Here is a 24951-nt window from a genome sequence, read left to right as displayed (position 1 = left end):
GGCCGCCCTGACAAAACAAGCCGCCTAACTCCTCCCCACCTCTGCCGCCACGCGCGGCGTGGAGACCACCCCATGGAAACGGAGATCCTTTCGGACGAAGAACTGGCCGACCTGACCGGTTACAAGGCCAGGGGCTGGCAGCGCCGCTGGCTCAACGATCGTGGCTGGCACTTCGTTGAAAGCCGCGGCGGCCGCCCCCTGGTAGGACGCCAGTACGCCCGCATGAAACTGGGCGTCACCATTGAGGTGGTGCCCCTGGCACCGCTACCCCCGCCACCCGTACCGGCGTGGACGCCGGATTTTTCGAAGGTGAGGTGATATGCGCCCTCGGAGCAAAGAAAACAGGGATCTGCCGCCGGGCGTGTACCGGCGCAAGCGCACCAGCAAAAGCAAGAAGAACCCGAACAAGGCATGGATCAGCTACTACTACCGCGACAAGGACGGTAAAGAAATCCCTCTGGGCGCGGACCTCAACCTGGCCAGAATGAAATGGGCTGAGCTGGAGGCCAGGGAAAAGCCGCGTGATTTGCTCCTGATGAAGGCGATCTTTGATCGCTACGAGCGAGACATAATCCCCAAGAAAGGTGCCCGCACGCAAAAGGACAACTTGGCGGAGCTCCGTCATCTGCGCCCAGTCTTCGACAAGGCCCCCATAGAGGCCATCACGCCATCGCTTGTCGCTCAGTACCGGGACGCTCGTTCGGCTCCAGTACGTGCGAATAGGGAGATAGCGCTCCTGTCCCACGTCTACAACATGGCGCGGGAATGGGGTCTGACGACTAAAGAGAACCCCTGCCAGGGCGTGCGCAAGAACAAGGAGGTGCCTCGGGACTTCTATGCGAACGATACGATCTGGAATGCGGTTTACGCGAAAGCAGTGGGTGAATTGAAGGACGCCATGGATGTGGCGTATTTGACGGGCCAGCGGCCGGCAGACGTGCTGGTGATGAGAAAGGACGACATCGAGGACAAGGCCCTCGGTGTTAAGCAGAAGAAGACGCACAAGAAGCTGAGGATTCTGCTTGAGGTAGAGGGGTGGAAAGTGGCTTGGGGGTGGTGATCAGGAAGATTCTTGAGCGCAACGCGCCGCACGGGTCGCCTTACCTGCTGCTGACCGACACCGGCAAGCGGGTCACAACGGCCATGCTTCGCCATCGTTGGGACGATGTACGGGAGGATGCGGTGAAGGAGGCTGTTTCCGCCGGCGACCAGGTCTTGGCAGGGCGCATCAGCCAATTCCAATTCCGCGACATCCGCCCGAAAGCAGCCTCGGAAATCACGGATGTCGATCACGCCAGCCTGCTGCTGGGTCATACCAAGGGCGACATAACGGAGCGGGTTTACCGCCGAGTTGGAGCGCTGGCGAAACCCACCAAATAGCGAAGGTATCGGAAGCGCTTCCGAAATAAACCACTCCCAAGGGTGTTCCCACGGGTAGTTTTTCTATGCCTCAGAAACGCAAAAAGCCCTGACTAATCAGGGCTTTAGAAGTGGCGGAAGCGTAGAGATTCGAACTCTAGGATAGTTGCCCATCGACGGTTTTCAAGACCGTTGCCTTAAACCACTCGGCCACGCTTCCTCGTATTGCGGGCGCCATAATACCGAAATGAAACAAGCTGTCAAACTCTCGATGGGGCTGTTTTGCAAGGCTCTGTTATGATCTTTGCATCTGAACGTTTCAAACCCACAGGAGTGTCGCCATGCGCGAACAGGATTATGCCGTCAATCACGGCCAGCAGGTCGAGCAGCAGGAGGTCAGCAAGGTCCTGCGCAATACATACGGGCTGCTGGCTATCACCCTCGCCTTCAGTGGCGTCATGGCCTTCATCGCGCAGCAGATGCGCGTTGGCTACCCGAACATTTTCGTGGTACTGATCGGCTTCTATGGCCTGTTTTTCCTCACCAACAAGCTGCGTGACTCGGCCTGGGGCCTAGTGTCTACCTTTGCCCTCACCGGCTTCATGGGCTTTATCCTCGGCCCTATCCTCAACCGTTACCTGGGTATGGCCGGTGGCGCTGAAGTGGTCAGCTCGGCCTTTGCCATGACCGCGCTGGTATTCGGTGGCCTGTCGGCCTATGTTCTGATCACCCGCAAGGACATGAGCTTCCTCGGTGGTTTCATCACCGCCGGTTTCTTCGTGCTGATGGGTGCGGTGCTGGCCAGTCTGTTCTTCCAGATCAGCGGCCTGCAGCTAGCGATCAGCGCCGGTTTCGTGTTGTTCTCGTCGGTCTGCATCCTGTTCCAGACCAGCGCGATCATTCACGGTGGCGAGCGTAACTACATCATGGCAACTGTCAGCCTGTATGTTTCGATCTACAACCTGTTCGTCAGCCTGCTGCAGCTGTTCGGCCTGATGGGTCGTGATGACTGATTGGCTGTGAATGCGTGAGAAAGCCCGCTTCGGCGGGCTTTTTTGTGGGTGATGGGTTTGGATCACGGGGCAGGCCCGCTCCTACTGGGCGTGGAGGGGATTAAGCCGTAGAATGCGCTCCTTTTTTCTTCCGGGGCAGCACTCCCATGAGTTCAATCGAGCAAGGGCTCGGCGCACCTGCGCAGGTCAATGAACTGGTTCTTGGCCTTGAGGATCGACCGCGGCCGCTGATCGCGATGCTGGCTGCACTGCAGCATCTGCTGGCGATCATCGTGCCGATCGTGACGCCGGGGCTGTTGATCTGCCAGGCACTGGGGGTTTCGGCGCGCGATACCAACCTGATCGTGTCGATGTCGCTGGTGATTTCCGGGATTGCAACCTTCGTTCAGTGCCGTCGCTTCGGACCGTTCGGTGCCGGGTTGTTGATTGTTCAGGGCACCAGTTTCAACTTTGTCGGGCCGCTGATCGCCGGTGGCGCATTGATGGTCAAGCAAGGCACGCCGGTTGAGGCGGTGATGGCGGCTATCTTTGGTGTGGTGATTGCCGGCTCCTTCGTGGAGATGGGCATTTCGCGCATTTTGCCGTTCGTTAAGCGCCTGATCACACCCCTGGTAACCGGTATCGTAGTGCTGATGATCGGCCTGACGCTGATCAAGGTGGGCCTGATCAGCATGGGCGGCGGCTTTACCGCCATGGGCAACGGTACCTTCGCCAACGGCGAGAACCTGCTGCTGTCGGGCGTGGTGCTGGCGATTATCGTGGTGCTCAACCGTATCCCGCTGGTGTGGATGCGCAGCTGCGCCATTGTCATTGCCCTGGCAGTGGGCTATGCCCTGGCGGGCTATCTGGGTCGCCTGGATTTCACCGGCATGCATGAAGCCGAGCTGTTCCAGGTGCCAATGCCGCTGCATTTCGGCCTCGGCTTCTCCTGGGCGCTGTTCATTCCGATGCTGGTGATTTACCTGGTGACCTCGCTGGAAGCCATCGGTGACGTGACCGCCACCAGCAAGGTATCGCGCCAACCGGTGGAAGGTCCGCTGTGGATGCAGCGAATCAAGGGGGGGGTGCTGGTCAACGGTGCCAACTCGCTACTGGCCGGGGTATTCAATACCTTCCCCAGCTCGATCTTCGCCCAGAACAACGGCGTGATTCAGCTGACCGGTATTGCCAGCCGTCATATCGGTGTGTGGATCGCGGCGATGCTGGTGATTCTCGGCCTGTTCCCGAGTGTTGCCGGGGTGATCCAGGCGGTGCCGGAGCCGGTGCTGGGCGGCGCGGCAATGGTAATGTTCGGGGCGGTGGCCGCGTCGGGGATCAATATCCTCGCCAGCATCAACCTGGACCGTCGTGCGCTGCTGATTATCGCCGTGTCGCTGGCGCTGGGCCTGGGTGTGGCACAAGTGCCGGAGTTCCTCGCACATATGCCGTCGGCACTGCGCAACGTGCTGGAGTCGGGGGTGGCTACCGGCGGGATTTGTGCGCTGGTGTTGAACTGGTTCCTGCCTGAGCATAAAGAAAAGGCCTGAGGACATTCGCGGGCAAGCCCGCGCCCACACAGAAGCCCGCAGCTGTTGCGGGCTTTTTGCTTTATGATTGGCGCAGTTTTGCTGAATGAGCCTTCCATGAAGTTCGCCATCGCGGTTTTTTCTCCGGCCCATGCGCCCTCTTCCCGTCGCGCCTTGTTGTTCGCCCAGACGGCGCTTGCCGGCGGGCACGAGATTGTCCGGCTGTTTTTCTATCAGGACGGTGTACACAGCGCATCTGCCAATGTGGTCACCCCGCAGGATGAGCTGGATGTCGCCGCCCAGTGGCGCGCGTTTATCAGTGAGCACAGCCTCGATGCCGTGGTGTGTATCGCTGCGGCCCTGCGCCGTGGCGTGCTCAACGCCGAGGAAGCCCGGCGCTACCAACGCCCGGCGGTGAACCTGCCAGCGCCCTGGGAGCTGTCCGGCCTTGGTCAACTGCATGAAGGTGCGCAAAGCGCCGACCGGCTGATGTGCTTCGGAGGTGATTGAGATGGCCAAGTCCTTGCTGATTATCAGCCGCCAGGCGCCCTGGGCCGGCCCGTCCGCCCGCGAAGCCCTGGACATTGCCCTGGCCGGTGGCGCCTTCGACCTGCCCCTGGGCATGTTGTTTCTCGACGATGGCGTGTTCCAGCTCGCGCCCAGCCAAGCGCCTGCGCAGTTGCAGCAAAAGAACCTCGCCGCCAACCTGCAGGCCCTGCCGATGTTCGGCGTCGAAGAGCTGTTTGCCGCCGACAGCAGCCTCAAGGAACGCGGCCTTGCTGCCGACAGCCTGAGCCTGCCGGTAGCGGTGCTGGATGACGCCGCCCTGGCTGCGTTGATCGACCGTTTCGACCAGGTGGTAACCCTCTGATGAGCACCTTGCATGTAATTTCCCACTCGCCGTTTGGCGACAATCGCCTCACCAGCTGCCTGCGCCTGCTCGGCGATCAGGACGGCGTGTTGCTGTGTGGCGATGCGGTGTATGCCCTGCAACCCGGCAGCGCGCCACTGGCAACCCTGCAAGCGAGAAACCTGCAAGGACGCCTGTTCGCCCTTGAAGAAGACCTGCAAGCGCGTGGCATCAGTGCAGATGAAGGTACCCGCGCCATCGACTATCCGGCGTTCGTGGCGCTGTCGCTGGACTTCGACAAGGTCAACAGCTGGCTATGAGTACCCTGACTGTTGGCGACCGCAGCATCGCCCTGGACAAGGACGGCTACCTGGTCGAACTGAGTGACTGGTCTGATGAAGTCGCCCAGGCCCTGGCCGAACACGAGCAATTGGAACTGACTCCCGAACACTGGGAGGTGCTGACGCTGCTGCGTGCGTTCTACCAGGAGTTCGAGCTGTCGCCGGCCACTCGCCCGCTGATCAAGTACGCCGCACTCAAGCTGGGCCCGGAAAAAGGCAACAGCCTGCACCTCAACCGCCTGTTCAAAGGCACCCCCGCCAAACTCGCCGCAAAGCTTGCGGGCCTGCCGAAGCCGACCAACTGCATATGACCGACCCTCGCCCACTGATCACCGACACCCCGGCCGAACACCCTTTCGCCCAGTTCGTGCGCATTCTTGGCAAGGGCAAACGCGGCGCCCGCGGCCTGAACCGCGAAGAAGCCCGCGAGGCGATGGGCATGCTGCTCGATGGCAAGGTTGAAGAAACCCAGTTGGGTGCCTTCCTGATGCTGCTTCGGCACAAGGAAGAGAGCCCTGAGGAGTTGGCGGGGTTCACCGAAGCCTTGCGCGAACGTTTGCACGCCCCGCAGATCGCGGTGGATATCGACTGGCCCAGCTACGCCGGCAAAAAGCGCCACCTGCCCTGGTACCTGCTGGCCGCCAAGTGCCTGGCCGCCAACGGTGTGCGCATCCTGCTGCATGGCGGCGGCGCGCATACGGCCGGACGTCTGTACACCGAGCAGGTGCTGGAATTGCTGCAGATCCCCCTGTGCCGAGACTGGACTACCGTTGCCCAGGCCCTGGACAACCAGCATCTGGCGTTCATCCCCCTGCAGGACTGGGCACCACGCCTGCAGCGCATGATCGACCTGCGCAACACCCTGGGCTTGCGCTCGCCGATCCACTCCCTGGCCCGGGTGCTCAACCCACTGGGCGCTCGCTGCGGCCTGCAAAGTATCTTCCACCCCGGCTACCAGGCGGTACACCGCGAAGCCAGCCGCCTGCTCGGCGACACGGCCATTGTGATCAAGGGCGATGGCGGCGAAATCGAGATCAATCCCGATACCAGCAGCCACCTGTACGGAACCGCCAATGGTGAGGACTGGGACGAGCAATGGCCGGCCCTGGCCGCCCTGCGCCATGTCAAACCGGCCAGCCTCGAGCCCGAGCAACTGCTGTCTGTATGGCGCGGCGAATCGCACGACAGCTACGGTGAACTGGCGGTGGTGGCAACCATGGCCCTGGCACTGCGCGGCCTTGGCCAACCTCGCGAAGCAGCCTTTGCCCAGGCCCGGCGCTACTGGGATCAACGCCTGGCCTGAGGGATTCATCTACTCAATCGATCAAACAGGCGAAGACTTTGCGCTATTCGTTCGAACCCAGGCCCGTACACTGGGTTCTATATTCGAACGAATCACCGAGGAGCTCCCCATGGGCCTGTTGATCGATGGACGCTGGCATGACCAGTGGTATGAAAGCAGCAAGGACGGCGCGTTCCAGCGCGAGAGTACGCAGCGCCACAATCAGCTCCCCGCCGCCGAAGCCGGGCGCTACCACCTGTATGTATCACTTGCCTGTCCCTGGGCCCATCGCACGCTGATCTTTCGCAAGCTCAAGGGCCTGGAAAACCTCATCGATGTGTCGGTGGTCAGCTGGCTGATGAGCGAGAACGGCTGGACCTTCGACCAGGGCCAGGGCTCTACCGGCGACAAGCTCGACCACCTGGACTTTCTCCATCAGCGCTATACCCGTGACGACCCACACTACAGCGGCCGGGTCACGGTACCGGTGCTGTGGGACAAACAGGAACAACGCATCGTCAACAACGAATCGGCCGAGATCATTCGGATCTTCAACCGCGCCTTCAACGACCTGACCGGCAATGTCCTGGACCTCTACCCTGCACCACTTCAAGCCGAGATAGATACGCTTAACGAGCGGATCTATCCGGCGGTGAACAACGGCGTGTACCGCGCAGGCTTTGCAACCTCGCAACAGGCGTACGAACAGGCGTTTGATGAAGTGTTTGCCGAGCTCGACTACCTGGAAGCGCGGCTGGGCGAGCGGCGTTACCTGACCGGGGAATACCTGACCGAGGCCGACTGGCGATTGTTCACCACCCTGATCCGTTTCGATGCGGTGTACCACGGGCACTTCAAGTGCAACCTGCGGCGCCTGGCCGATTACCCGAACCTGTCGAACTGGCTACGAGAGCTGTATCAGTGGCCAGGGGTGGCCGAGACAGTCAATTTCGAACATATCCAGAAGCACTATTACATGAGCCACAAGACCATCAACCCGAACGGGATCGTACCCAAGGGGCCGCTGCAGGACTTTGCGGTGGAGCATGATCGGGAGCGCTTGCCCGGGAAAGGAATCTGGGGGAAATAGAGGCGGGAATGATCGCGGGGCAGGCTCGCTCCTACGGTAGGAGCGGGCTTGCCCCGCGATGCTTTCAGGACTGCGCGCCTTCGAACCAGGCCAGCTTCTCACGTAGCCGGACTACTTCGCCGACGATCACCAGTGTTGGTGCATGCACTTCGTGCTCTGCCACCAACGTCGGCAAGTCCGCCAAAGTGCCGGTGAACACCCGCTGATTCGGCGTAGTGCCTTGCTGCACCAGCGCGGCCGGCGTATCAGCGGCACGCCCATGACGGATCAGTTCAGCGCAAATGGTCGGCAACCCCACCAGCCCCATGTAGAACACCAGGGTCTGGGCAGGCGCCACCAGGTCGTTCCAGGGCAGATTGCTGGTGCCGTCCTTGAGGTGGCCCGTTACAAAGCGTACCGACTGGGCGTAGTCACGGTGCGTCAGCGGAATCCCGGCATAGGCCGAGCACCCGCTAGCTGCAGTGATACCCGGCACCACCTGGAACGGAATACCGTGCTCGGCCAGTTCCTCGATCTCTTCGCCACCACGGCCGAAGATGAACGGATCACCACCCTTGAGGCGCAACACCCGCTTGCCCTGGCGCGCCAGGGTAACCAGCAGCTGGTTGATCTGCTCCTGCGGCACGGCATGGTCGGCGCGGCGCTTGCCGACGTAGATACGCTCGGCATCACGACGGCACAACTCGATGATCGCCGGGGCCACCAGACGGTCGTAGAGCACCACATCGGCCTGTTGCATCAGGCGCAGGGCACGGAAGGTGAGCAGGTCCGGATCACCTGGGCCGGCACCGACCAGGTAGACCTCGCCCGGTGCCAGGTAGCTGGCACCGTCGATCTTGGCTTGCAGCAAGCGCTCGGCCTCAGCGCCCTGCCCGGCCAGTTGTCGCTCGGCGATCGGGCCCTGGAACACATCTTCCCAGAAGCCGCGACGCTGATTGACGTCCGGGTAGAGTGCCTTGACCTTGTCGCGAAAGCGCGCGCCCAGCCCGGCCAATTCACCGTAGGCCGCCGGAATCCAGGTTTCCAGCTTGGCCCGGATCAGCCGCGCCAGCACCGGCGCATCGCCGCCGCTGGACACCGCCACCACCAGGGGCGAACGGTCGACAATCGCCGGGAATATTACCGAACACAGCGCCGGTGCATCGACCACATTGACCGGCACGCAGCGCTGGTGGGCATCAGCCGAGACCTGGGCATTGAGCGCCGGATCGTCGGTCGCAGCGATGATCAGCTGGCAGCCATCCAGGTCGGTTTGCTGGTAGCCACGACCGAGGATTTCACCACCGCTGTGCCGGGCAAGTTCGGCCAGTTGCGCTTCGATTTCAGGCGCGACCACGCGCAGCACAGCGCCGGCATCGGCCAGCAGGCGGGATTTGCGCAAGGCAATCTCGCCCCCACCGACAACCAGTACACGGCTACCGCGCAGCTTGTGGAACAGCGGCAGAAACTCCATTTAACCGATGACCTCGACGCCACCCATGTAAGGCTTGAGCACTTCCGGCACACGGATCGAGCCGTCGGCCTGCTGGTAGTTCTCCAGCACGGCAACCAGGGTACGACCGACCGCCAGGCCCGAGCCATTCAGGGTGTGTACCAGCTCAGGCTTGCCGGTTTCCGGGTTGCGCCAGCGTGCTTGCATGCGGCGGGCCTGGAAGTCGCCACAGTTGGAGCACGAGGAAATCTCGCGGTATTTGTCCTGGCTCGGCACCCAGACTTCCAGGTCGTAGGTCTTGACCGCGCTGAAGCCCATGTCGCCGGTGCACAGCGCCAATACACGGTAAGGTAGTTCCAGGGCCTGCAGTACGCGTTCGGCGTTGGCAGTCAGGCCTTCCAGGGCTTCCATGGATTTGCTCGGCTCAACGATCTGGACCATCTCGACCTTGTCGAACTGGTGCTGGCGGATCATGCCGCGGGTGTCACGACCCGAGGCACCGGCTTCGCTGCGGAAGCACGGGGTGTGGGCAACGAACTTGACCGGCAGTTGCTTGGCGTCGAGGATCTCGCCAGCGACGATGTTGGTCAGCGACACTTCGGCGGTCGGGATCAGGTAGAAATCGGCCTCACCGTCACGGCTGATCTTGAACAAGTCTTCCTCGAACTTCGGCAACTGGCCGGTGCCTTGCAGCGCCGGGGCTTGTACCAGGTACGGGGTGTAGGCTTCTTCGTAGCCGTGCTCGCTGGTGTGCAGGTTGATCATGAACTGCGCCAGGGCACGGTGCAGGCGGGCAATCGGGCCGCGCAGCAGGGCGAAACGGGCACCCGACAGCTTGGCGGCGGTTTCGAAGTCCAGGCCACCGCTCAGTTCGCCCAGGGCCACGTGGTCTTTGATCTCGAAATCGAAGCTGCGCGGGGTGCCCCAGCGACGCACTTCAACGTTGTGATCTTCATCGGCGCCAACCGGCACGCTCTCGTCCGGCAGGTTGGGGATACCCAGCACGATGGCGTCAAGTTCAGCCTGAATGCCATCCAGCTCGACCTTGCCGCTGGCCAGTTCGCCAGCCATGCGCTCGACGTCGGCCATCAATGGCGCGATGTCTTCACCACGGGCCTTGGCCTGGCCAATGGACTTGGAACGGGCGTTACGCTCGGCCTGCAGTTGTTCGGTGCGGGTCTGCACTACCTTGCGGCGTTCTTCCAGTGCTTCGATGCGCGCGACATCCAGGCTGAAGCCACGGGAGGCCAGGCGGTCCGCCACTTCCTGAAGTTGGCCGCGTAACAGTTTGGAATCGAGCATATCGTTCTCTCGTTGGTTCAGAATTTGGTCAAAGACAGGCCGGCCCAGGTTGCGAGCAGCCCGCCCATTACGCTGAGCCCAGCATAGCCGAAGGCCAGCGGCGCCTGCCCGCTTTCGAGCAGGCGCACGGTATCCAGTGAAAAGGATGAAAAGGTTGTCAGGCCGCCAAGAAAGCCGACGATCAGGCCGGCACGCAGCTCGACCGGCACTAGCGGACGGTGCAGAAACAGACCGTACAACACGCCGATCAACAGGCAGCCCAAAAGATTGACCGCCAGCGTACCGAGATAGAAGTGGCGTGGCCAGTGGGCGTTGACCCAATTGGACGCGGCAAAGCGCAGCAGGGTGCCAGCAATGCCTCCAGCACTGACGGCGGCGATCACAGCAATCATGGCTTTCTCCGCTGCCGGGGGCTTTTGCGGTCCAGCTCGGCCAGGTGCTTGAGCTTCTCGCCGATCTTCAGCTCCAGGCCGCGCGGCACAGGCTGGTAGTACTGGCGCGGCTCAAGGTTGTCGGGGAAGTAGTCTTCGCCGGCGGCATAGGCATCTGGTTCGTCGTGGGCATAGCGGTATTCGTCGCCGTAGCCCAGTTGCTTCATCAATTTGGTCGGTGCGTTGCGAAGATGCAGCGGGACTTCCAGCGAGCCGTGCTCGCCCGCCTCGCGCAGGGCCGTCTTGAAGCCCATGTACACGGCGTTGCTCTTCGGTGCGCAAGCGAGGTAGGTAATGGCCTGGGCCACTGCCAGCTCACCTTCGGGGCTACCCAGGCGTTCTTGCACGTCCCAGGCTGCCAGGCACAGGCTCAAGGCCCGGGGGTCGGCGTTGCCGATGTCTTCGCTGGCCATGCGCACCACGCGCCGGGCAATGTACAGCGGGTCGCAACCGCCATCGAGCATGCGTGCGAACCAGTACAGCGCACCGTCGGGGTTGGAGCCGCGCACCGACTTGTGCAACGCCGAGATCTGGTCGTAGAAGGCCTCGCCGCCCTTGTCGAAACGTCGACGGCTGTCACCCAGCAGGCTTTGCAGCAGCTCCATGCCGATCTCGCTGCCGTCTTCAGCCAGGTCCGAGGCGTTTTCCAGCAGGTTGAGCATGCGCCGGCCATCGCCGTCGGCGGCCGCCATGAGCATCTTGAAGGCTTCTTCACCCAGGCGCAGCTGGCGCTTGCCCAGGCCGCGCTCTTCGCTCAGCGCTCGCCCTACCAGCTTGTGCAGCGCGGCCTCGTCGAGGCTTTTGAGCACGTAGACCCGCGCCCGCGAGAGCAAGGCATTGTTCAACTCGAAGGAGGGGTTTTCGGTGGTGGCGCCGATGAAGATCAGCGTGCCGTCTTCGACATAGGGCAGGAAGGCATCCTGCTGGGACTTGTTGAAACGGTGTACTTCATCGACGAACAGGATGGTGCGTCGCCCGTACTGCCCGGCCTGCTGCTTGGCGATGTCCACCGCGTGGCGGATTTCCTTGACCCCGGCCAGCACCGCCGAGACGGTCTCGAAGTGCGCATCGCAGAACTGCGCCAGCAGGCGCGCCAGGGTGGTCTTGCCGACACCCGGCGGGCCCCAGAAGATCATCGAGTGCAACGCCCCCTGTTCCAGTGCCTCGCGCAGCGGCTTGCCGCGGGCCAGCAGGTGCTCCTGGCCGACGTACTCATCCAGGTTGGCCGGGCGCAGGCGCGCCGCCAGGGGCTGGGCTACGGGATCGCTACGAAACAGGTCCATGGGCGCTGCTACTACCTCTTATTCCGAAATGACATCGGCGCCTTTCGGGATCTCGAACTTGAACGTGCTCGCCGGAATCGCCCCGTTGGCCTTGACCCCGGTGAACAGGATATTAGTGCGCTGACCGACGCTGTCGATCAGTTGCATATCGTTGACCAGCCCTTTGCGGAACGACAGGCGCAGGGAGTCGAACAGAGTGTCCTTGGTTTTCGGCTTGAGCGTGAAGTCCATCACGTCGCCCTGCTCCTTGGAGGTGATGTCGAAGCTCTGGCTGATCTTCGACACGTCACCGGACAGCAGCAACGCCGGCGTTTCGGTCAGGCGCTGGTCGAGCTTCTTGATGGTCGCCTGCTCCAGGTCAGGGTCCCACAGGGTGACGGTCTTGCCGTCCGACACCACCACTTGCTCCTGCGGTGCATCGGTGTGCCAGTAGAACAGGCCTGGACGCTGTACCGACATCTGCCCTGCGGCTTCCTGCAGGCTGGTGCCGCTGGCGTCCAGGGTCAACTGGGAGAAACGGGCTTCGATCGTCCTGGATTTTTCCAGCAGCTGGGTCAAGCGCGCCACATCCTGTTCTCCGGCAAACACAGAAGCGCTGGACAGGGCGATAGCGGAAACCAACATCATGCGAATCAGGCGCATGGAAATCCTCGTTGCAGTATGAATGGGCCCGCGGCCGCTACGGGCCGCAGGCTGGGTGGTTCATCAGTCGCGAGATGGCCCTGGGGCAATCACTTCACGTGAGCCGTTGGTGTTCATGGCGGTCACCACACCGGCCATTTCCATGGCCTCGATCATTCGCGCGGCGCGGTTATAGCCAATCTTCAGCTTGCGCTGGACCGCAGAGATGGAGGCACGACGGCTTTCGAGCACAAACTGCACGGCTTCATCGTACAAGGCATCGGTTTCGGCATCATCGCCGTCGCCGCCACCGCCGCCTTCAAAGCCGCTACCCGCCTCTTCGACGCCATTGAGGATATCGTCGTTGTAGTCCGGCGCACCCCGTTGTTTCCATGCCTCGACCACGCGATGGACTTCATCGTCGGAAACGAAGGCGCCATGCACACGGATCGGCAAGCTGGTGCCTGGCGGCATGTAGAGCATGTCACCGTGACCAAGCAACTGCTCCGCGCCACCCTGGTCGATAATGGTCCGCGAGTCGATCTTGCTCGATACCTGGAACGCCATACGGGTCGGGATGTTGGCCTTGATCAGACCGGTGATCACGTCCACCGACGGACGCTGGGTCGCGAGGATCAGGTGGATACCCGCGGCCCGGGCCTTCTGGGCGATACGGGCGATGAGCTCTTCGACCTTTTTGCCGACGATCATCATCATGTCGGCGAACTCATCCACCACCACCACGATGGTCGGCAGGGTCTTGAGCAGCGGCGGCACGTCATCCATGCTTTCGCGCTTGAACATCGGGTCGTAGATCGGCTCGCCAGCTTCTTCGGCATCCTTGACCTTGCGGTTGAAGCCCGCCAGGTTGCGCACGCCCATGGCCGCCATCAGCTTGTAGCGGCGCTCCATCTCGGCAACGCTCCAGCGCAGGGCGTTGGCGGCGTCCTTCATATCGGTTACTACTGGGCAAAGCAAGTGCGGAATGCCTTCGTAGATCGACAGTTCGAGCATTTTCGGGTCGATCATGATCAGCTTGGCGTCTTCAGGGCCCGACTTGAACAGGATCGACAGGATCATGGCGTTCACGCCCACCGACTTACCGGAGCCGGTGGTACCGGCAACCAGCAGGTGGGGCATCTTGGCAAGGTCGGTAATCACCGGCTTGCCACCGATATCGTGGCCCAGGGCCATGGTGACCGGCGACTTGGCCTCATCGTATTGCGGCGACGACAGCACTTCGGAGAAACGCACGATCTGACGGTCTTCGTTGGGAATCTCGATACCAACGGTGGTCTTGCCCGGAATCACTTCGACCACACGCACGCTGGTCACGGCCAGGGAACGCGCCAGGTCTTTTGCCAGGTTGGCGATACGGCTGACCTTGACGCCTGCGGCCGGCTGGATTTCGTAGCGGGTAATCACCGGGCCCGGGTGAATGGAGTCCACCGAGACTTCGACGCCGAATTCCTTGAGTTTGATTTCCAGCAGATGACCGACACCTGCCAACGACTCAGGCGAGTAATTGACCTGCTTTTTCTCGGCAGGGTCGAGGATGGAGATGGGTGGCAAGGTGCCTTCGACGGCGCTGTCGACGAACAGTGGGGCCTGCTTTTCCTTTTGCACGCGTTTGCTGGGCTCTGGCGCCTTGACCGGGGCCGGCATGATCACCGGGGCCGGCTGTTGCTCGCGCTGGGCCACATGCTTGCTCAGGGCCTGGTCGCGCTCGATGATGCGCTCCTTGGCCTTGGCCTGCTCGCGTCGATCGGACACCACCGGGGCTACCACGTCATGAACCTGGTCATCGACCTCGCGCAGCTTGGCCACCAGGCGTTTGCGCTCGTTGCGGGCGGCCCACCAGCGGTTGGCGGCACCCTGGAACAGCTCGAACAGATCGAGGGTGATCTTGCCGGTAACGTCCATGACCTTGAACCAGGACAGGTCGGTGAACACCGTCAGGCCGAACAGGAACAAGGCGATGAACATCAGGGTGCTGCCCTGCACGTTCAGGGCGTTCTTGGCCAGGTCGCCCAGGCTTTCACCCAGCGCGCCCCCGGCCGAGGCCGGCAGGCTTGCTGCGGAATGGAAGTGGATATGGGCCAGAGCCGCACCCGAGAGCACCAGGAACACCAGGCCGATCAGGCGCCAGGAGAACAACCAGCCGCTCCACTGCCAGGGTTGGTGGCGTTCACGAAAAATCTGCCAGGTCTTGATGGCCAGCAGCAGCGGGAAGATGTAGGCGAAGTAGCCGAGCACCATGAACAGGATGTCGGCGAAATAGGCACCGGCGCGGCCGGCGGCGTTCTGCACCTGCTCGACATTGCTGGTGTGGCTGAAACCTGGGTCGGCCTGGTCGTAGGTCAGCAGCGCCATCCACAGGTACAGGCACAGCGCCCCCATGGCGATCAGCGCACCTTCCTTGAGGCGATAATGCAGCTGCTGGCGCCAGAGCGGCACAGGCAAGGGATTCGATGTTGCGGTGGATTTCTTCAAAACGCTTCTATTCCTGCGCTCGATGCGCGTCCAACAGTGATTGACCCAATTGAACAGTCAACAAACCACTACTTTTAACATTACTGCCCGCCTACCGCCATGACGGCACGCCAGAAGGAAGCGTAAACGGGGGCCAATTTCCTATATCGCAATTTGAGCACGCATTTTCTTTTGTGACAAAGGCTTATGCGGGGTTTTTACGCAGGTGTGACAACAAAGGGTGGCGCAAGTTGCTTTAGTGCATCGCGGGGCAAGCCCGCTCCAACCCAACCGGTAGGAGCGGGCTTGTCCCGCGATAGCCTTTCAGGCGATCCTGACCACCCTCCCCTCCTCCATCACAGAACGACGATGCTGACCTGGTTGAGCCGCGACACCCTGAACTTCCCTCCACTGGACAAAGCCCTGCGCGACCCCAATGGCCTGCTCGCCGCTGGCGGCGACCTGAGCGCCGAGCGCCTGGTGCAGGCCTATCGTCATGGCTGCTTCCCCTGGTATCAGGATGGCCAGCCGATCCTCTGGTGGTCACCCGATCCGCGCACTGTACTGTTCCCCGATGAACTGCATGTATCACGCTCCCTGCGCAAGATCATGCGCCAGGGCCGCTACCAGGTCAGCTTCGACCAGGATTTTGCTGCCGTCATCCGCGCCTGCGCCGCACCCCGTGACTACGCCGATGGCACCTGGATCACCGACAGCATGCAGGCGGCCTACCTCACGCTATACCAGCAGGGTTTCGCCCATTCGGTGGAAGTGCGCCAGGACGGTGAGCTGGTAGGTGGCCTGTACGGCCTGGCCATGGGCCGACTGTTTTTCGGCGAATCGATGTTCAGCCGCGCCGACAACGCCTCGAAAGTCGGCTTTGCGAGCCTGGTCGAACACCTGCGGCATGCGGGGTTCGTGCTGATCGACTGCCAGATGCCCACTGACCACCTGCACAGCCTGGGCGCGCGCGCCATTGCCCGCGCGACCTTTGCCGATTATTTGCAGCGCTACCTGGATGAACCCAACAACGCCAGTTGGGTTTGCTAGGCGAGTTTTTCCAGCTGGCTTACACTTAATTCAAACGCACCTCCCGAGGGGTTGATCATGACAGAGCTGGCGCGGTTGAAGTTTTATGCCACTCAACCCCATTCCTGCAGCTACCTGCCAGACGAACAAGCCACAACGCTGTTTCTCGATCCGAGCCAGCCAATGGACGTGAATGTCTACGCAGACCTGTCGGAAATGGGCTTCCGGCGCAGTGGCGACCACCTGTATCGCCCGCATTGCCAGAATTGCAACGCCTGTGTACCGGCGCGGATTCCGTCTGCACGCTTTTTGCCAAACCGCCAGCAAAAACGCATTCTCAAGCGCAACGCCGACCTGACCGTCACGCCCGCCCGCCCAGCCTTCAAGGAAGAGTACTTCGAACTGTACCGGCGCTACATCGAGCAACGCCATGCCGACGGTGACATGTACCCACCCAGCCGCGACCAGTTCTCCACGTTCCTGGTTCGTGACCTGCCGTTTTCACGCTTCTACGAGTTCCGCCTGCAAGGCCGCCTGGTCGCCGTGGCCGTCACCGACCTGCTACCCAACGGCCTCTCGGCGGTCTACACCTTCTACGAACCCGACGAGGAGCGCAGGAGCCTGGGCCGCTATGCCATCCTCTGGCAGATCACCGAAGCCCTGCGCCTGGGGCTGGACGCCGTCTACCTCGGGTACTGGATCAAAAACTGCAAAAAAATGAACTACAAGACCCAGTACCGCCCCATCGAGCTGTTGATCAATCAGCGCTGGGTGACCCTGAACTGAAATCATTGGCTTGAAGTCCATTTTTCGGGCACAATGCACGCCACTTTTTTTGCCTGGCGCAGTCGTGCACCGGGCCATTAACTGGACACCGAGGGCTTTACTGCATGTCGAAAGAAGACAGCTTCGAAATGGAAGGCACTGTCGTCGACACCCTGCCCAACACCATGTTCCGTGTGGAGTTGGAAAATGGGCACGTCGTTACCGCGCATATCTCAGGAAAAATGCGCAAGAACTACATTCGTATTCTGACCGGTGACAAGGTCCGCGTCGAACTGACGCCTTATGACCTGAGCAAAGGGCGCATCACCTACCGCGCTCGATAAGCAACACCAACAAAAATGCCCGGCTACATGCCGGGCATTTTTGTTTGCCTTGAAACGCATCGCGGGGCAAACCCGCTCCTACAGAACTTGCAGGAGCGGGCGTGCCCCGCGACCAGCAACTACTACGCCATCTCGGCCGTGGTCTCGAAGTCGAACACCAACTCGCCATCGCGAATGTCGACGTGTACCACTCCGCCGTGCTCAGCCAGCTCGCCGAACAGGATCTCCTCGGCCAACGGCCGCTTGATCTTGTCCTGGATCAGCCGCGCCATCGGCCGTGCGCCCATCTGCGCGTCGTAACCACCAGCAGCCAGCCAGCTGCGCGCCGCATCGCTGACCTCCAGCAGAACGCGCTTGTCTTCCAGTTGCGCCTGCAGCTCGATGAGGAACTTGTCCACCACACTCTTGATCGTCTCGTGACTGAGACGGCCAAACTGGATGATGGTGTCCAGGCGGTTGCGGAACTCTGGCGTGAAGCTCTTCTTGATCACCTCCATCGCATCCGAGGAGTGATCCTGCTGCGTGAAGCCAATGGAGGCTCGCGCTGCGGTTTCAGCACCGGCGTTAGTGGTCATGATCACGATCACGTTGCGGAAGTCCGCCTTGCGTCCGTTGTTGTCGGTCAGGGTACCGTGGTCCATCACCTGCAGCAGCAGGTTGAAGACTTCGGGGTGCGCCTTCTCGATTTCATCGAGCAGCAATACGCAGTGCGGCTGCTTGGTAATGGCTTCGGTGAGCAAGCCACCCTGGTCGAACCCGACGTAGCCCGGAGGGGCACCAATCAGGCGCGAAACAGTATGACGCTCCATGTACTCGGACATGTCGAAACGCACCAGCTCAACCCCAAGCGCCTTGGCCAACTGACGCGCCGCCTCGGTCTTGCCGACACCCGTAGGACCTGCGAACAGGAACGACCCGACTGGCTTGTCTGGCGACTTGAGGCCAGCACGAGACAACTTGATGGCAGTCGCCAGCGAATCGATCGCCGCATCCTGACCAAAGACGGTCAGCTTCAGGTCTCGCTCCAGGTTACGCAGCAGCTCCTTGTCGGAACTGGTGACGTGCTTTGGCGGGATCCGCGCGATTTTCGCGACGATATCTTCAACTTGCGGCACATCGATACGCTTGACGCGCATCTCGACCGGCTGCAGGCGCTGATACGCCCCTGCCTCGTCAATCACATCGATGGCTTTGTCCGGCATGTGCCGGTCATTGATGTAGCGTGCTGCAAGCTCTGCGGCTGCGCGCAGGGCCTCATCGCTGTACTCGATGTTGTGGTGAGTCTCGAAGCGCCCCTTGAGGCCGCGCAGGATGCCGACGGTGTCTTCCACCGATGGCTCACTGACATCGACTTTCTGGAACCGCCGCGCCAGGGCACGGTCCTTCTCGAAGATGCCACGGAACTCCTGGAAGGTGGTCGAACCGATGCAACGGATATCACCCGAGGACAGCAGCGGCTTGAGCAGGTTCGAGGCATCCATCACACCACCGGATGCCGCACCGGCGCCAATGATGGTGTGGATCTCGTCGATGAACAGGATTGCCTGAGGCCGCTTGCGCAGCTCGCCGAGCAACGCCTTGAAGCGCTTCTCGAAGTCGCCGCGGTACTTGGTGCCGGCCAGCAGCGCACCCAGGTCAAGGGAGTAGACAACGCTCTGCGCCAGCAGGTCTGGCACCTGGCCATCGACAATGCGCTTGGCCAGGCCTTCGGCGATGGCAGTCTTGCCCACACCGGCCTCACCGACCAGCAGCGGGTTGTTCTTGCGCCGGCGCGCCAAAATCTGCGCTACGCGCTCGACTTCCAGCTCGCGACCGACCAGCGGGTCGATACGGCCTTGACGGGCCTGTTCGTTGAGGTTGCTGGCATAGGCATCCAGAGGATTGCCCGACGACGAGGTTTCGCCACCGTCTTCATCCTGCATATCCTGCTCGCCTTCGGAGTGCTCACCCTGCCCCGGCACCTTGGAGATGCCATGGGCGATGTAGTTGACCACATCGATACGGGCGACGCTCTGCTGCTTGAGCAGGAACACCGCCTGACTTTCCTGTTCGCTGAAAATCGCCACCAGCACATTTGCGCCAGTGACTTCACGCTTGCCCGAGCTCTGGACGTGGAAGACTGCGCGCTGCAATACACGCTGGAAGCCCAGGGTTGGCTGGGTCTCGCGATCCTCGTCATGCACGGGGATCAACGGCGTGGTGGAGTCGATGAACTCCTGCAGGTCGTGTTTGAGTTTGTCGAGGTTCGCGCCGCAGGCACGCAAAACGGTGGCTGCGGCCTCATTATCCAGCAATGCCAGCAGCAGGTGTTCGACGGTCATGAACTCATGACGCTTCGAACGTGCCTCCTTGAAGGCCAGATTGAGGGTGACTTCGAGCTCGCGGTTTAACATAGCTTCACCTCATACCCAAGTGGTCGGCGATTAACCGTCCTTCTCGATTTCACAGAGTAGCGGATGCTGGCTTTCCCTGGCGTATTGGTTGACCTGCATGGCCTTGGTCTCGGCGATGTCGCGGGTAAACAATCCGCACACTGCCCGTCCTTCTGTATGGACGGCCAGCATGACCTTGGTCGCCAGCTCGCGATTCAGGTTAAAAAACACCTCGAGCACTTCGACGACGAAATCCATCGGTGTGTAGTCATCGTTGAACAAAACCACCTTGTACATGGGTGGCGCCTGCAGCGCTGGCTTGGCTTCCTGAACCGCCAGGCCGGAACCATCGTCCTCATGCGATTGCGGGCGATCCTGATTGAATGTTAGTCGAATCTGGCTATGTACATGCATGGAAAGAAATTCATCATTTCGACAGGTTAAGGTTGTGGGTTGACCGCAAAGCCGACGTTTGAACGACTGTCGCCCGACCTTGACTATCGGCAAAACGGTGTTACAACCAATAAGAACCCACCGTGGTCGATAAAGATCCGCGCAGTCAACCAGAATTTTCGCAGGTTCATATGCGGATGGAGTGGATGATACTCCAGTGATGGAGTCCTTTGCAGAGGGATATGAGGATGGCAAGCGGTAAAGTCAAGTGGTTCAACAATGCCAAGGGCTACGGATTCATCAACGAAGAAGGGAAAAGCGACGACCTTTTCGCTCATTATTCCGCCATCAAGATGGATGGATATAAAACGTTGAAAGCCGGCCAGGCCGTCACATTCGAGATTATCCAGGGACCCAAGGGATTGCACGCCATCGAAATCCAGGATGCCAACAGAAAAGTCGATACCGCGCCAGCCACCACGTCCACAGCAGATAGCGCCATTGGCGCCTGATTGCTGAACGCAATAAAAAGCCGACCCGTTCCTGCGAGCGGGTCGGCTTTTGTTTGCCTGCTTTTTGTTACATGTGCTTGATCAGCGCCTCACCAAAACCGGAACTGCTGACCAGCGTGGCGCCATCCATCAGGCGCTCGAAGTCATAGGTCACGGTCTTGGCCTTGATTGCACCATTGGTACCTTTGATGATCAGGTCAGCGGCTTCGGTCCAGCCCAGGTGACGCAGCATCATCTCGGCCGAGAGAATCACCGACCCCGGGTTCACCTGGTCTTTGCCGGCGTATTTCGGCGCCGTGCCGTGGGTAGCCTCGAACATGGCCACCGTATCCGACAGGTTGGCACCTGGAGCAATACCGATACCCCCTACTTCGGCCGCCAGGGCGTCGGAGAGGTAGTCGCCATTTAGGTTGAGAGTCGCGATCACATCGTACTCGGCCGGACGCAGCAGGATCTGCTGGAGCATGGCGTCGGCGATGGCATCCTTGACGATGACCTCGCGACCGGTTTTCGGGTTCTTGAACTTCATCCACGGGCCGCCATCGAGCAGCTCGGCACCGAATTCGTTCTTGGCCACTTCGTAGCCCCAATCCTTGAAGGCCCCTTCTGTGAACTTCATGATGTTACCCTTGTGGACGATGGTCAGCGACTTGCGGTCGTTGTCCACTACGTACTGCAGGGCCTTGCGCACCAGACGCTGGGTACCTTCCTTGGACACCGGCTTGATGCCGATACCGCAGTCCTGGTCGAAACGGATCTTGGTAACGCCCATTTCCTCTTTGAGGAACTTGATGACCTTCTGCGCCTCAGGCGAGCCAGCCTTCCACTCGATACCGGCATAGATGTCTTCGGAGTTCTCACGGAAGATCACCATGTCGACATCGCCAGGTTTTTTCACCGGGCTCGGCACACCGTCGAACCACACCACCGGCCGCAGGCACACATACAGGTCCAGCTGCTGGCGCAGGGCAACGTTCAGGGAGCGGATACCGCCACCAACCGGGGTGGTCAGCGGCCCCTTGATGGAGACGACGTAATCTTTGACGGCATCCAGGGTCTCCTGGGGCAGCCAGGTGTCCTGGTCGTATACCTGCGTGGCTTTTTCACCCGCATAGACTTCCATCCAGGAAATCTTGCGCTTGCCCCCATAGGCTTTTTCTACAGCAGCATCAACCACTTTGATCATGACGGGACTGACGTCTACGCCAATGCCATCGCCTTCGATGAACGGGATGATCGGATTATCAGGAACATTTAGAGAATGGTCTGCGTTGACGGTGATTTTGTCGCCGACTGCCGGAACCTTGATTTTCTGGTATCCCATGCTGCACTCCGTTTTTTTTGGTGTGGTACGTCATCTGGATCCCCAGAGCGTAACCCAGTTGCACGGCAACGGGAACCATGCGGGCGAATGCCCCGAAATGGGGCGTCCCGGCCTACATCTTTGGTCTAAAAAAGCCGCTCGGGCGCGTTGATCTTGATGATTAAGACCAAGGGTTTGGTATACTCCGCCGGTGACCAAAGGGTCACTGGGGGCGAACCGTCTGGAACGAGACTCGCAGGCCCCGACAAGACTGGGCTGTTACCGCAGTTCAGCCGTTTGACACTCGACTGATGCAATCCACCATCACCGCACAGAACCCTCGACCTTCTGCTCATAGATGTGTCTGAGTGAAGCGCCTACCCTGCGCACCTCGAGATTCTGCGCACGCTCAGCAAAACAGAGAGTTAACCCGAATATGCCCACCCGATCCAAGATCATCTACACCTTCACCGACGAAGCCCCCGCCCTCGCCACCTATTCACTGCTCCCCATCGTCGAAGCCTTCACCGCTTGCGCCGACATCGCCGTAGAAACCCGGGACATCTCTCTGGCCGGCCGCATCCTTTCTGCCTTCCCTGAACAGCTCGGCGCCGACAAGCAAGTGGCCGACCACCTGGCAGAACTGGGCCAACTGGCAACCACGCCAGAAGCCAACATCATCAAGCTGCCGAACATCAGCGCCTCGGTACCGCAGCTCAAGGCCGCGATCAAGGAACTGCAAGCCAAGGGCTTCAACATTCCTGACTACCCTGAAGCCGCCAGCACCGATGCCGAGAAAGAAGCCAAGGCTCGCTACGACCGCATCAAGGGCAGCGCCGTGAACCCGGTTCTGCGTGAAGGCAACTCCGACCGCCGCGCGCCGCTGTCGGTCAAGAACTACGCTCGCAAGCACCCGCACAAGATGGGTGCCTGGGCTGCCGACTCCAAGTCCCACGTGGCCCACATGAGCCAGGGCGACTTCTACGGCAGCGAGAAAGCCGCGCTGATCGAAGCCGATGACAGCCTGCGCATCGAATTGCTGGACAAGAACGGCAACACCACCGTTCTGAAAGAAAAAACCGCCGTCAAGGCCGGTGAAATCATCGACTGCGCCGTGATGAGCACCAAGGCGCTGCGTAAATTCATCGCCGCCGAAATCGAAGACGCCAAGGCCAAGGGCGTACTGCTGTCGGTACACCTCAAAGCCACCATGATGAAGGTCTCCGACCCGATCATGTTCGGCCAGATCGTTGCCGAGTACTATCAGGATGCGCTGAACAAGCACGCCGATGTACTGGCCGAGATCGGCTTCAACCTGAACAACGGTATCGGTGACCTGTACGCCCGCATCAAGGCCCTGCCAGCTGAACAGCAAGCGCAGATCGAAGCCGACATCAAGGCCGTCTACGACGTGCGTCCAGCGCTGGCCATGGTCAACTCCGACAAAGGCATTACCAACCTGCACGTGCCGAGCGACGTCATCGTCGACGCCTCGATGCCGGCGATGATCCGTGACTCGGGCAAGATGTGGAACACCGAAGGCCAACTGCAAGATACCAAGGCCGTGATCCCGGATCGTTGCTACGCCACTATCTACCAGGCTGTCATCGAAGACTGCAAGCAACACGGCGCCTTCGACCCGACCACCATGGGCAGCGTACCGAACGTTGGCCTGATGGCACAGAAAGCCGAAGAGTACGGCTCCCACGACAAGACCTTCCAGGCCAAGACCGACGGCGTCATTCGCGTGGTTGACGGCAAGGGCAACCTGCTGCTGGCCCAGGACGTCGAAGCGGGCGACATCTTCCGTATGTGCCAGACCAAAGACGCGCCGATCCAGGACTGGGTCAAGCTGGCCGTCAACCGCGCACGCGCCAGCAACACCCCGGCGCTGTTCTGGCTCGACCCGCAGCGCGCCCATGACGGCGTGCTGATCGAGAAGGTCCAGCAGTACCTCAAGGACCACGACACCACCGGCCTGGACATCCGCGTCCTGTCGCCTGTCGAGGCCATGAAGGTATCCCTGCAGCGTATCCGCGCCGGCCAGGACACCATCTCCGTCACCGGTAACGTACTGCGCGACTATCTGACCGACCTGTTCCCGATCATGGAGCTGGGCACCAGCGCCAAGATGCTGTCGATCGTGCCGCTGATGAACAACGGCGGCCTGTTCGAGACCGGCGCCGGCGGCTCCGCACCCAAGCACGTACAGCAACTGGTCGAAGAAAACTTCCTGCGCTGGGATTCGCTGGGCGAGTTCCTGGCCCTCGCCGCTTCCCTGGAGCACCTGGGCAGCGCCTACGACAACCCGAAAGCCAAGGTACTGGCGGCGACCCTGGACCAGGCCACCGGCCAGTTCCTGGACACCAACAAGTCCCCTGCGCGCAAGGTTGGCGGCATCGACAACCGCGGCAGCCATTTCTACCTGACCCTGTACTGGGCCCAGGCACTGGCTGCACAGAGCGACGACGCAGCCCTGCAAGCGCGCTTCGCCCCACTGGCAAAAGCCCTGGCCGAGAACGAGGCGACCATCGTCGCCGAGCTCAACGCCGTTCAGGGCAAGCCGGCAGAAATCGGTGGTTACTACTACCCGGATGCCGAGCTGACCAGCAAGGTGATGCGCCCAAGCCAGACCCTGAACAGCGCGATTGCCGCACTGTAAGGCTAGCTTGACGTAACATCGGAAGCCCCGGCCACGCACCGGGGCTTCTGCTTTTTCGGGTTTGATCGCGGGGCAACTCCGCTCCTGCTGATCCCGGTAAAAAAATGACACAGGACCATCCCATGACCTGGCAACCCCACATCACCGTCGCCACCATCGTCGAAGACCAGGGCCGCTTCCTCATGGTCGAGGAGTTCAAGGCCGGCAAGCATGTCTTCAACCAACCGGCCGGCCATCTGGAGGCCAACGAAAGTCTGCTTGAGGCTGCCATCCGCGAAACGCTGGAAGAGACCGCCTGGGATGTCGAGCTGACCGGCATCGTCGGCATCTACCTCTACACGGCCCCCAGCAACGGCGTGACGTACCAACGCGTGTGCTTCGCCGCCCGGCCACTCAAGCACCACCCCCAGCGCGCCCTGGACAGCGACATCGTCCGCGCCGTATGGCTGACGCGCGAGGAACTGCTGGCCGCCCCCGAACGCTGGCGCAGCGAGCTGGTACCCCGCTGCATCGGTGACTACCTGGCTGGCCCCCTGCACAGCCTGACACTGATTCGCGACTGACGGTGACGATGCCTTGTAGGCCGCAGT

Annotated in this window: 24 protein-coding genes, 1 tRNA gene and 1 pseudogene; 16 read left to right on the top strand and 10 right to left on the bottom strand. The window is 61.0% G+C overall.

What is annotated here, in order from left to right:
* The first annotated feature begins 72 nt into the window (after positions 1-72).
* Both H621_RS0115405 and H621_RS27135 read left to right on the top strand, forming a co-directional pair.
* Entirely contained in the window at positions 73-318 is a 246-nt protein-coding gene (locus tag H621_RS0115405; protein WP_028944269.1) for a DUF4224 domain-containing protein, read from the top strand.
* Position 319: 1 nt separating this feature from the next.
* Positions 320-1380 (top strand): annotated as a pseudogene (locus H621_RS27135) (tyrosine-type recombinase/integrase).
* A gap of 111 nt (positions 1381-1491) precedes the next feature.
* On the opposite strand, the gene H621_RS0115395 reads toward H621_RS27135, so the two are convergent.
* Positions 1492-1579, bottom strand: a tRNA-Ser gene (locus H621_RS0115395).
* A 121-nt stretch (positions 1580-1700) separates the two neighbouring features.
* Here H621_RS0115395 and H621_RS0115390 point away from each other — a divergent pair.
* From H621_RS0115390 to H621_RS0115355, 8 genes are all read left to right on the top strand, one after another.
* The gene (locus H621_RS0115390) at positions 1701-2372 is read left to right on the top strand and encodes a Bax inhibitor-1/YccA family protein (protein WP_028944268.1); all 672 of its coding nucleotides are present in this window, start codon (positions 1701-1703) and stop codon (positions 2370-2372) included.
* Between the two features lie 146 nt (positions 2373-2518).
* A complete protein-coding gene (locus tag H621_RS0115385) occupies positions 2519-3898 on the top strand; it encodes a nucleobase:cation symporter-2 family protein (protein ID WP_028944267.1) in 1380 nt (459 codons plus the stop codon).
* 96 nt (positions 3899-3994) lie between these two features.
* Positions 3995-4387 carry a sulfurtransferase complex subunit TusD gene (gene tusD, locus H621_RS0115380; RefSeq protein ID WP_028944266.1) on the top strand — a complete coding sequence of 131 codons (393 nt, stop codon included), beginning with the start codon at positions 3995-3997 and terminating at the stop codon, positions 4385-4387.
* A 1-nt stretch (position 4388) separates the two neighbouring features.
* On the top strand, positions 4389-4748 hold the full coding sequence (tusC, locus tag H621_RS0115375; protein ID WP_028944265.1) for a sulfurtransferase complex subunit TusC: 360 nt from the start codon (positions 4389-4391) through the stop codon (positions 4746-4748).
* Positions 4748-5047, top strand: a complete 300-nt coding sequence (gene tusB, locus H621_RS0115370; RefSeq protein ID WP_028944264.1) for a sulfurtransferase complex subunit TusB — start codon at positions 4748-4750, stop codon at positions 5045-5047. The genes tusC and tusB overlap by 1 nt, the downstream gene beginning before the upstream one ends.
* Positions 5044-5379 carry a TusE/DsrC/DsvC family sulfur relay protein gene (locus H621_RS0115365; RefSeq protein WP_028944263.1) on the top strand — a complete coding sequence of 112 codons (336 nt, stop codon included), beginning with the start codon at positions 5044-5046 and terminating at the stop codon, positions 5377-5379. The genes tusB and H621_RS0115365 overlap by 4 nt, the downstream gene beginning before the upstream one ends.
* The gene (locus tag H621_RS0115360) at positions 5376-6371 is read left to right on the top strand and encodes a glycosyl transferase family protein (RefSeq protein WP_028944262.1); all 996 of its coding nucleotides are present in this window, start codon (positions 5376-5378) and stop codon (positions 6369-6371) included. Before H621_RS0115365 ends, H621_RS0115360 begins: the two co-directional genes overlap by 4 nt.
* 109 nt (positions 6372-6480) lie before the next feature.
* Positions 6481-7440, top strand: coding sequence for a glutathione S-transferase family protein (locus H621_RS0115355; RefSeq protein ID WP_028944261.1), 960 nt, complete (start codon positions 6481-6483; stop codon positions 7438-7440).
* Positions 7441-7504: 64 nt separating this feature from the next.
* Here H621_RS0115355 and cysG read toward each other — a convergent pair whose 3' ends face one another.
* The 6 genes from cysG to ftsK all read right to left on the bottom strand — a co-directional run bounded on the left by cysG (position 7505) and on the right by ftsK (position 15026).
* A complete protein-coding gene (cysG, locus tag H621_RS0115350; protein WP_028944260.1) occupies positions 7505-8893 on the bottom strand; it encodes a siroheme synthase CysG in 1389 nt (462 codons plus the stop codon).
* On the bottom strand, positions 8894-10174 hold the full coding sequence (serS, locus tag H621_RS0115345) for a serine--tRNA ligase (RefSeq protein ID WP_028944259.1): 1281 nt from the start codon (positions 10172-10174) through the stop codon (positions 8894-8896).
* A 17-nt stretch (positions 10175-10191) separates the two neighbouring features.
* Positions 10192-10566, bottom strand: a complete 375-nt coding sequence (gene crcB, locus H621_RS0115340) for a fluoride efflux transporter CrcB (protein ID WP_028944258.1) — start codon at positions 10564-10566, stop codon at positions 10192-10194.
* On the bottom strand, positions 10563-11888 hold the full coding sequence (locus H621_RS0115335; protein WP_028944257.1) for a replication-associated recombination protein A: 1326 nt from the start codon (positions 11886-11888) through the stop codon (positions 10563-10565). The genes crcB and H621_RS0115335 overlap by 4 nt, the downstream gene beginning before the upstream one ends.
* Positions 11889-11906: 18 nt before the next feature.
* The gene (gene lolA, locus H621_RS0115330; protein ID WP_028944256.1) at positions 11907-12530 is read right to left on the bottom strand and encodes an outer membrane lipoprotein periplasmic chaperone LolA; all 624 of its coding nucleotides are present in this window, start codon (positions 12528-12530) and stop codon (positions 11907-11909) included.
* A gap of 63 nt (positions 12531-12593) precedes the next feature.
* Positions 12594-15026 carry a DNA translocase FtsK gene (gene ftsK, locus H621_RS0115325; RefSeq protein ID WP_209420944.1) on the bottom strand — a complete coding sequence of 811 codons (2433 nt, stop codon included), beginning with the start codon at positions 15024-15026 and terminating at the stop codon, positions 12594-12596.
* A gap of 324 nt (positions 15027-15350) precedes the next feature.
* Here ftsK and aat point away from each other — a divergent pair, with 324 nt between their 5' ends.
* The 3 genes from aat (at position 15351) to infA (ending at position 17119) form a co-directional block, all read left to right on the top strand.
* Entirely contained in the window at positions 15351-16031 is a 681-nt protein-coding gene (gene aat / locus H621_RS0115320) for a leucyl/phenylalanyl-tRNA--protein transferase (protein WP_028944254.1), read from the top strand.
* A gap of 57 nt (positions 16032-16088) precedes the next feature.
* The gene (locus tag H621_RS0115315; RefSeq protein WP_028944253.1) at positions 16089-16796 is read left to right on the top strand and encodes an arginyltransferase; all 708 of its coding nucleotides are present in this window, start codon (positions 16089-16091) and stop codon (positions 16794-16796) included.
* 104 nt (positions 16797-16900) lie between these two features.
* Positions 16901-17119, top strand: a complete 219-nt coding sequence (gene infA / locus H621_RS0115310) for a translation initiation factor IF-1 (protein ID WP_002553999.1) — start codon at positions 16901-16903, stop codon at positions 17117-17119.
* A 122-nt stretch (positions 17120-17241) separates the two neighbouring features.
* Here the strand turns inward: infA and clpA are convergent, their stop codons facing one another.
* Together clpA and clpS are read right to left on the bottom strand one after the other, a co-directional pair.
* Complete coding sequence (clpA, locus tag H621_RS0115305; protein ID WP_028944252.1) at positions 17242-19512, bottom strand: ATP-dependent Clp protease ATP-binding subunit ClpA; 2271 nt, start codon at positions 19510-19512, stop codon at positions 17242-17244.
* A 30-nt stretch (positions 19513-19542) separates the two neighbouring features.
* On the bottom strand, positions 19543-19905 hold the full coding sequence (gene clpS / locus H621_RS0115300; protein ID WP_028944251.1) for an ATP-dependent Clp protease adapter ClpS: 363 nt from the start codon (positions 19903-19905) through the stop codon (positions 19543-19545).
* A gap of 227 nt (positions 19906-20132) precedes the next feature.
* Between clpS and cspD the strand changes: the two genes are divergently transcribed.
* The gene (gene cspD, locus H621_RS0115295; protein WP_028944250.1) at positions 20133-20396 is read left to right on the top strand and encodes a cold shock domain-containing protein CspD; all 264 of its coding nucleotides are present in this window, start codon (positions 20133-20135) and stop codon (positions 20394-20396) included.
* A gap of 67 nt (positions 20397-20463) precedes the next feature.
* On the opposite strand, the gene icd is transcribed toward cspD, so the two are convergent.
* Positions 20464-21720: an NADP-dependent isocitrate dehydrogenase gene (icd, locus tag H621_RS0115290; RefSeq protein WP_028944249.1), complete on the bottom strand. Its 1257-nt coding sequence runs from the start codon at positions 21718-21720 to the stop codon at positions 20464-20466.
* 415 nt (positions 21721-22135) lie between these two features.
* On the opposite strand from icd, the gene H621_RS0115285 reads away from it, so the two are divergent.
* Together H621_RS0115285 and H621_RS0115280 are read left to right on the top strand one after the other, a co-directional pair.
* Positions 22136-24361 carry an NADP-dependent isocitrate dehydrogenase gene (locus H621_RS0115285; protein WP_028944248.1) on the top strand — a complete coding sequence of 742 codons (2226 nt, stop codon included), beginning with the start codon at positions 22136-22138 and terminating at the stop codon, positions 24359-24361.
* A gap of 122 nt (positions 24362-24483) precedes the next feature.
* Positions 24484-24924: an NUDIX hydrolase gene (locus H621_RS0115280; RefSeq protein WP_028944247.1), complete on the top strand. Its 441-nt coding sequence runs from the start codon at positions 24484-24486 to the stop codon at positions 24922-24924.
* Positions 24925-24951 lie beyond the last annotated feature (27 nt).

The sequence above is a fragment of the Pseudomonas vranovensis DSM 16006 genome (assembly GCF_000425805.1).
Classification (GTDB): Bacteria; Pseudomonadota; Gammaproteobacteria; order Pseudomonadales; family Pseudomonadaceae; genus Aquipseudomonas; species Aquipseudomonas vranovensis.
This window is presented reverse-complemented; position numbering and strand designations above follow the sequence as displayed.

What these genes read in the sequence shown, in the direction of transcription:
- H621_RS0115405 (WP_028944269.1), top strand. Translation starts at nt 73, where the DNA reads ATGGAAACGGAGATCCTTTCGGACGAAGAACTGGCCGACCTGACCGGT.
- H621_RS0115390 (WP_028944268.1), top strand. Translation starts at nt 1,701, where the DNA reads ATGCGCGAACAGGATTATGCCGTCAATCACGGCCAGCAGGTCGAGCAG.
- H621_RS0115385 (WP_028944267.1), top strand. Translation starts at nt 2,519, where the DNA reads ATGAGTTCAATCGAGCAAGGGCTCGGCGCACCTGCGCAGGTCAATGAA.
- tusD (WP_028944266.1), top strand. Translation starts at nt 3,995, where the DNA reads ATGAAGTTCGCCATCGCGGTTTTTTCTCCGGCCCATGCGCCCTCTTCC.
- tusC (WP_028944265.1), top strand. Translation starts at nt 4,389, where the DNA reads ATGGCCAAGTCCTTGCTGATTATCAGCCGCCAGGCGCCCTGGGCCGGC.
- tusB (WP_028944264.1), top strand. Translation starts at nt 4,748, where the DNA reads ATGAGCACCTTGCATGTAATTTCCCACTCGCCGTTTGGCGACAATCGC.
- H621_RS0115365 (WP_028944263.1), top strand. Translation starts at nt 5,044, where the DNA reads ATGAGTACCCTGACTGTTGGCGACCGCAGCATCGCCCTGGACAAGGAC.
- H621_RS0115360 (WP_028944262.1), top strand. Translation starts at nt 5,376, where the DNA reads ATGACCGACCCTCGCCCACTGATCACCGACACCCCGGCCGAACACCCT.
- H621_RS0115355 (WP_028944261.1), top strand. Translation starts at nt 6,481, where the DNA reads ATGGGCCTGTTGATCGATGGACGCTGGCATGACCAGTGGTATGAAAGC.
- cysG (WP_028944260.1), bottom strand. Translation starts at nt 8,893, where the DNA reads ATGGAGTTTCTGCCGCTGTTCCACAAGCTGCGCGGTAGCCGTGTACTG.
- serS (WP_028944259.1), bottom strand. Translation starts at nt 10,174, where the DNA reads ATGCTCGATTCCAAACTGTTACGCGGCCAACTTCAGGAAGTGGCGGAC.
- crcB (WP_028944258.1), bottom strand. Translation starts at nt 10,566, where the DNA reads ATGATTGCTGTGATCGCCGCCGTCAGTGCTGGAGGCATTGCTGGCACC.
- H621_RS0115335 (WP_028944257.1), bottom strand. Translation starts at nt 11,888, where the DNA reads ATGGACCTGTTTCGTAGCGATCCCGTAGCCCAGCCCCTGGCGGCGCGC.
- lolA (WP_028944256.1), bottom strand. Translation starts at nt 12,530, where the DNA reads ATGCGCCTGATTCGCATGATGTTGGTTTCCGCTATCGCCCTGTCCAGC.
- aat (WP_028944254.1), top strand. Translation starts at nt 15,351, where the DNA reads ATGCTGACCTGGTTGAGCCGCGACACCCTGAACTTCCCTCCACTGGAC.
- H621_RS0115315 (WP_028944253.1), top strand. Translation starts at nt 16,089, where the DNA reads ATGACAGAGCTGGCGCGGTTGAAGTTTTATGCCACTCAACCCCATTCC.
- infA (WP_002553999.1), top strand. Translation starts at nt 16,901, where the DNA reads ATGTCGAAAGAAGACAGCTTCGAAATGGAAGGCACTGTCGTCGACACC.
- clpA (WP_028944252.1), bottom strand. Translation starts at nt 19,512, where the DNA reads ATGTTAAACCGCGAGCTCGAAGTCACCCTCAATCTGGCCTTCAAGGAG.
- clpS (WP_028944251.1), bottom strand. Translation starts at nt 19,905, where the DNA reads ATGCATGTACATAGCCAGATTCGACTAACATTCAATCAGGATCGCCCG.
- cspD (WP_028944250.1), top strand. Translation starts at nt 20,133, where the DNA reads ATGGCAAGCGGTAAAGTCAAGTGGTTCAACAATGCCAAGGGCTACGGA.
- icd (WP_028944249.1), bottom strand. Translation starts at nt 21,720, where the DNA reads ATGGGATACCAGAAAATCAAGGTTCCGGCAGTCGGCGACAAAATCACC.
- H621_RS0115285 (WP_028944248.1), top strand. Translation starts at nt 22,136, where the DNA reads ATGCCCACCCGATCCAAGATCATCTACACCTTCACCGACGAAGCCCCC.
- H621_RS0115280 (WP_028944247.1), top strand. Translation starts at nt 24,484, where the DNA reads ATGACCTGGCAACCCCACATCACCGTCGCCACCATCGTCGAAGACCAG.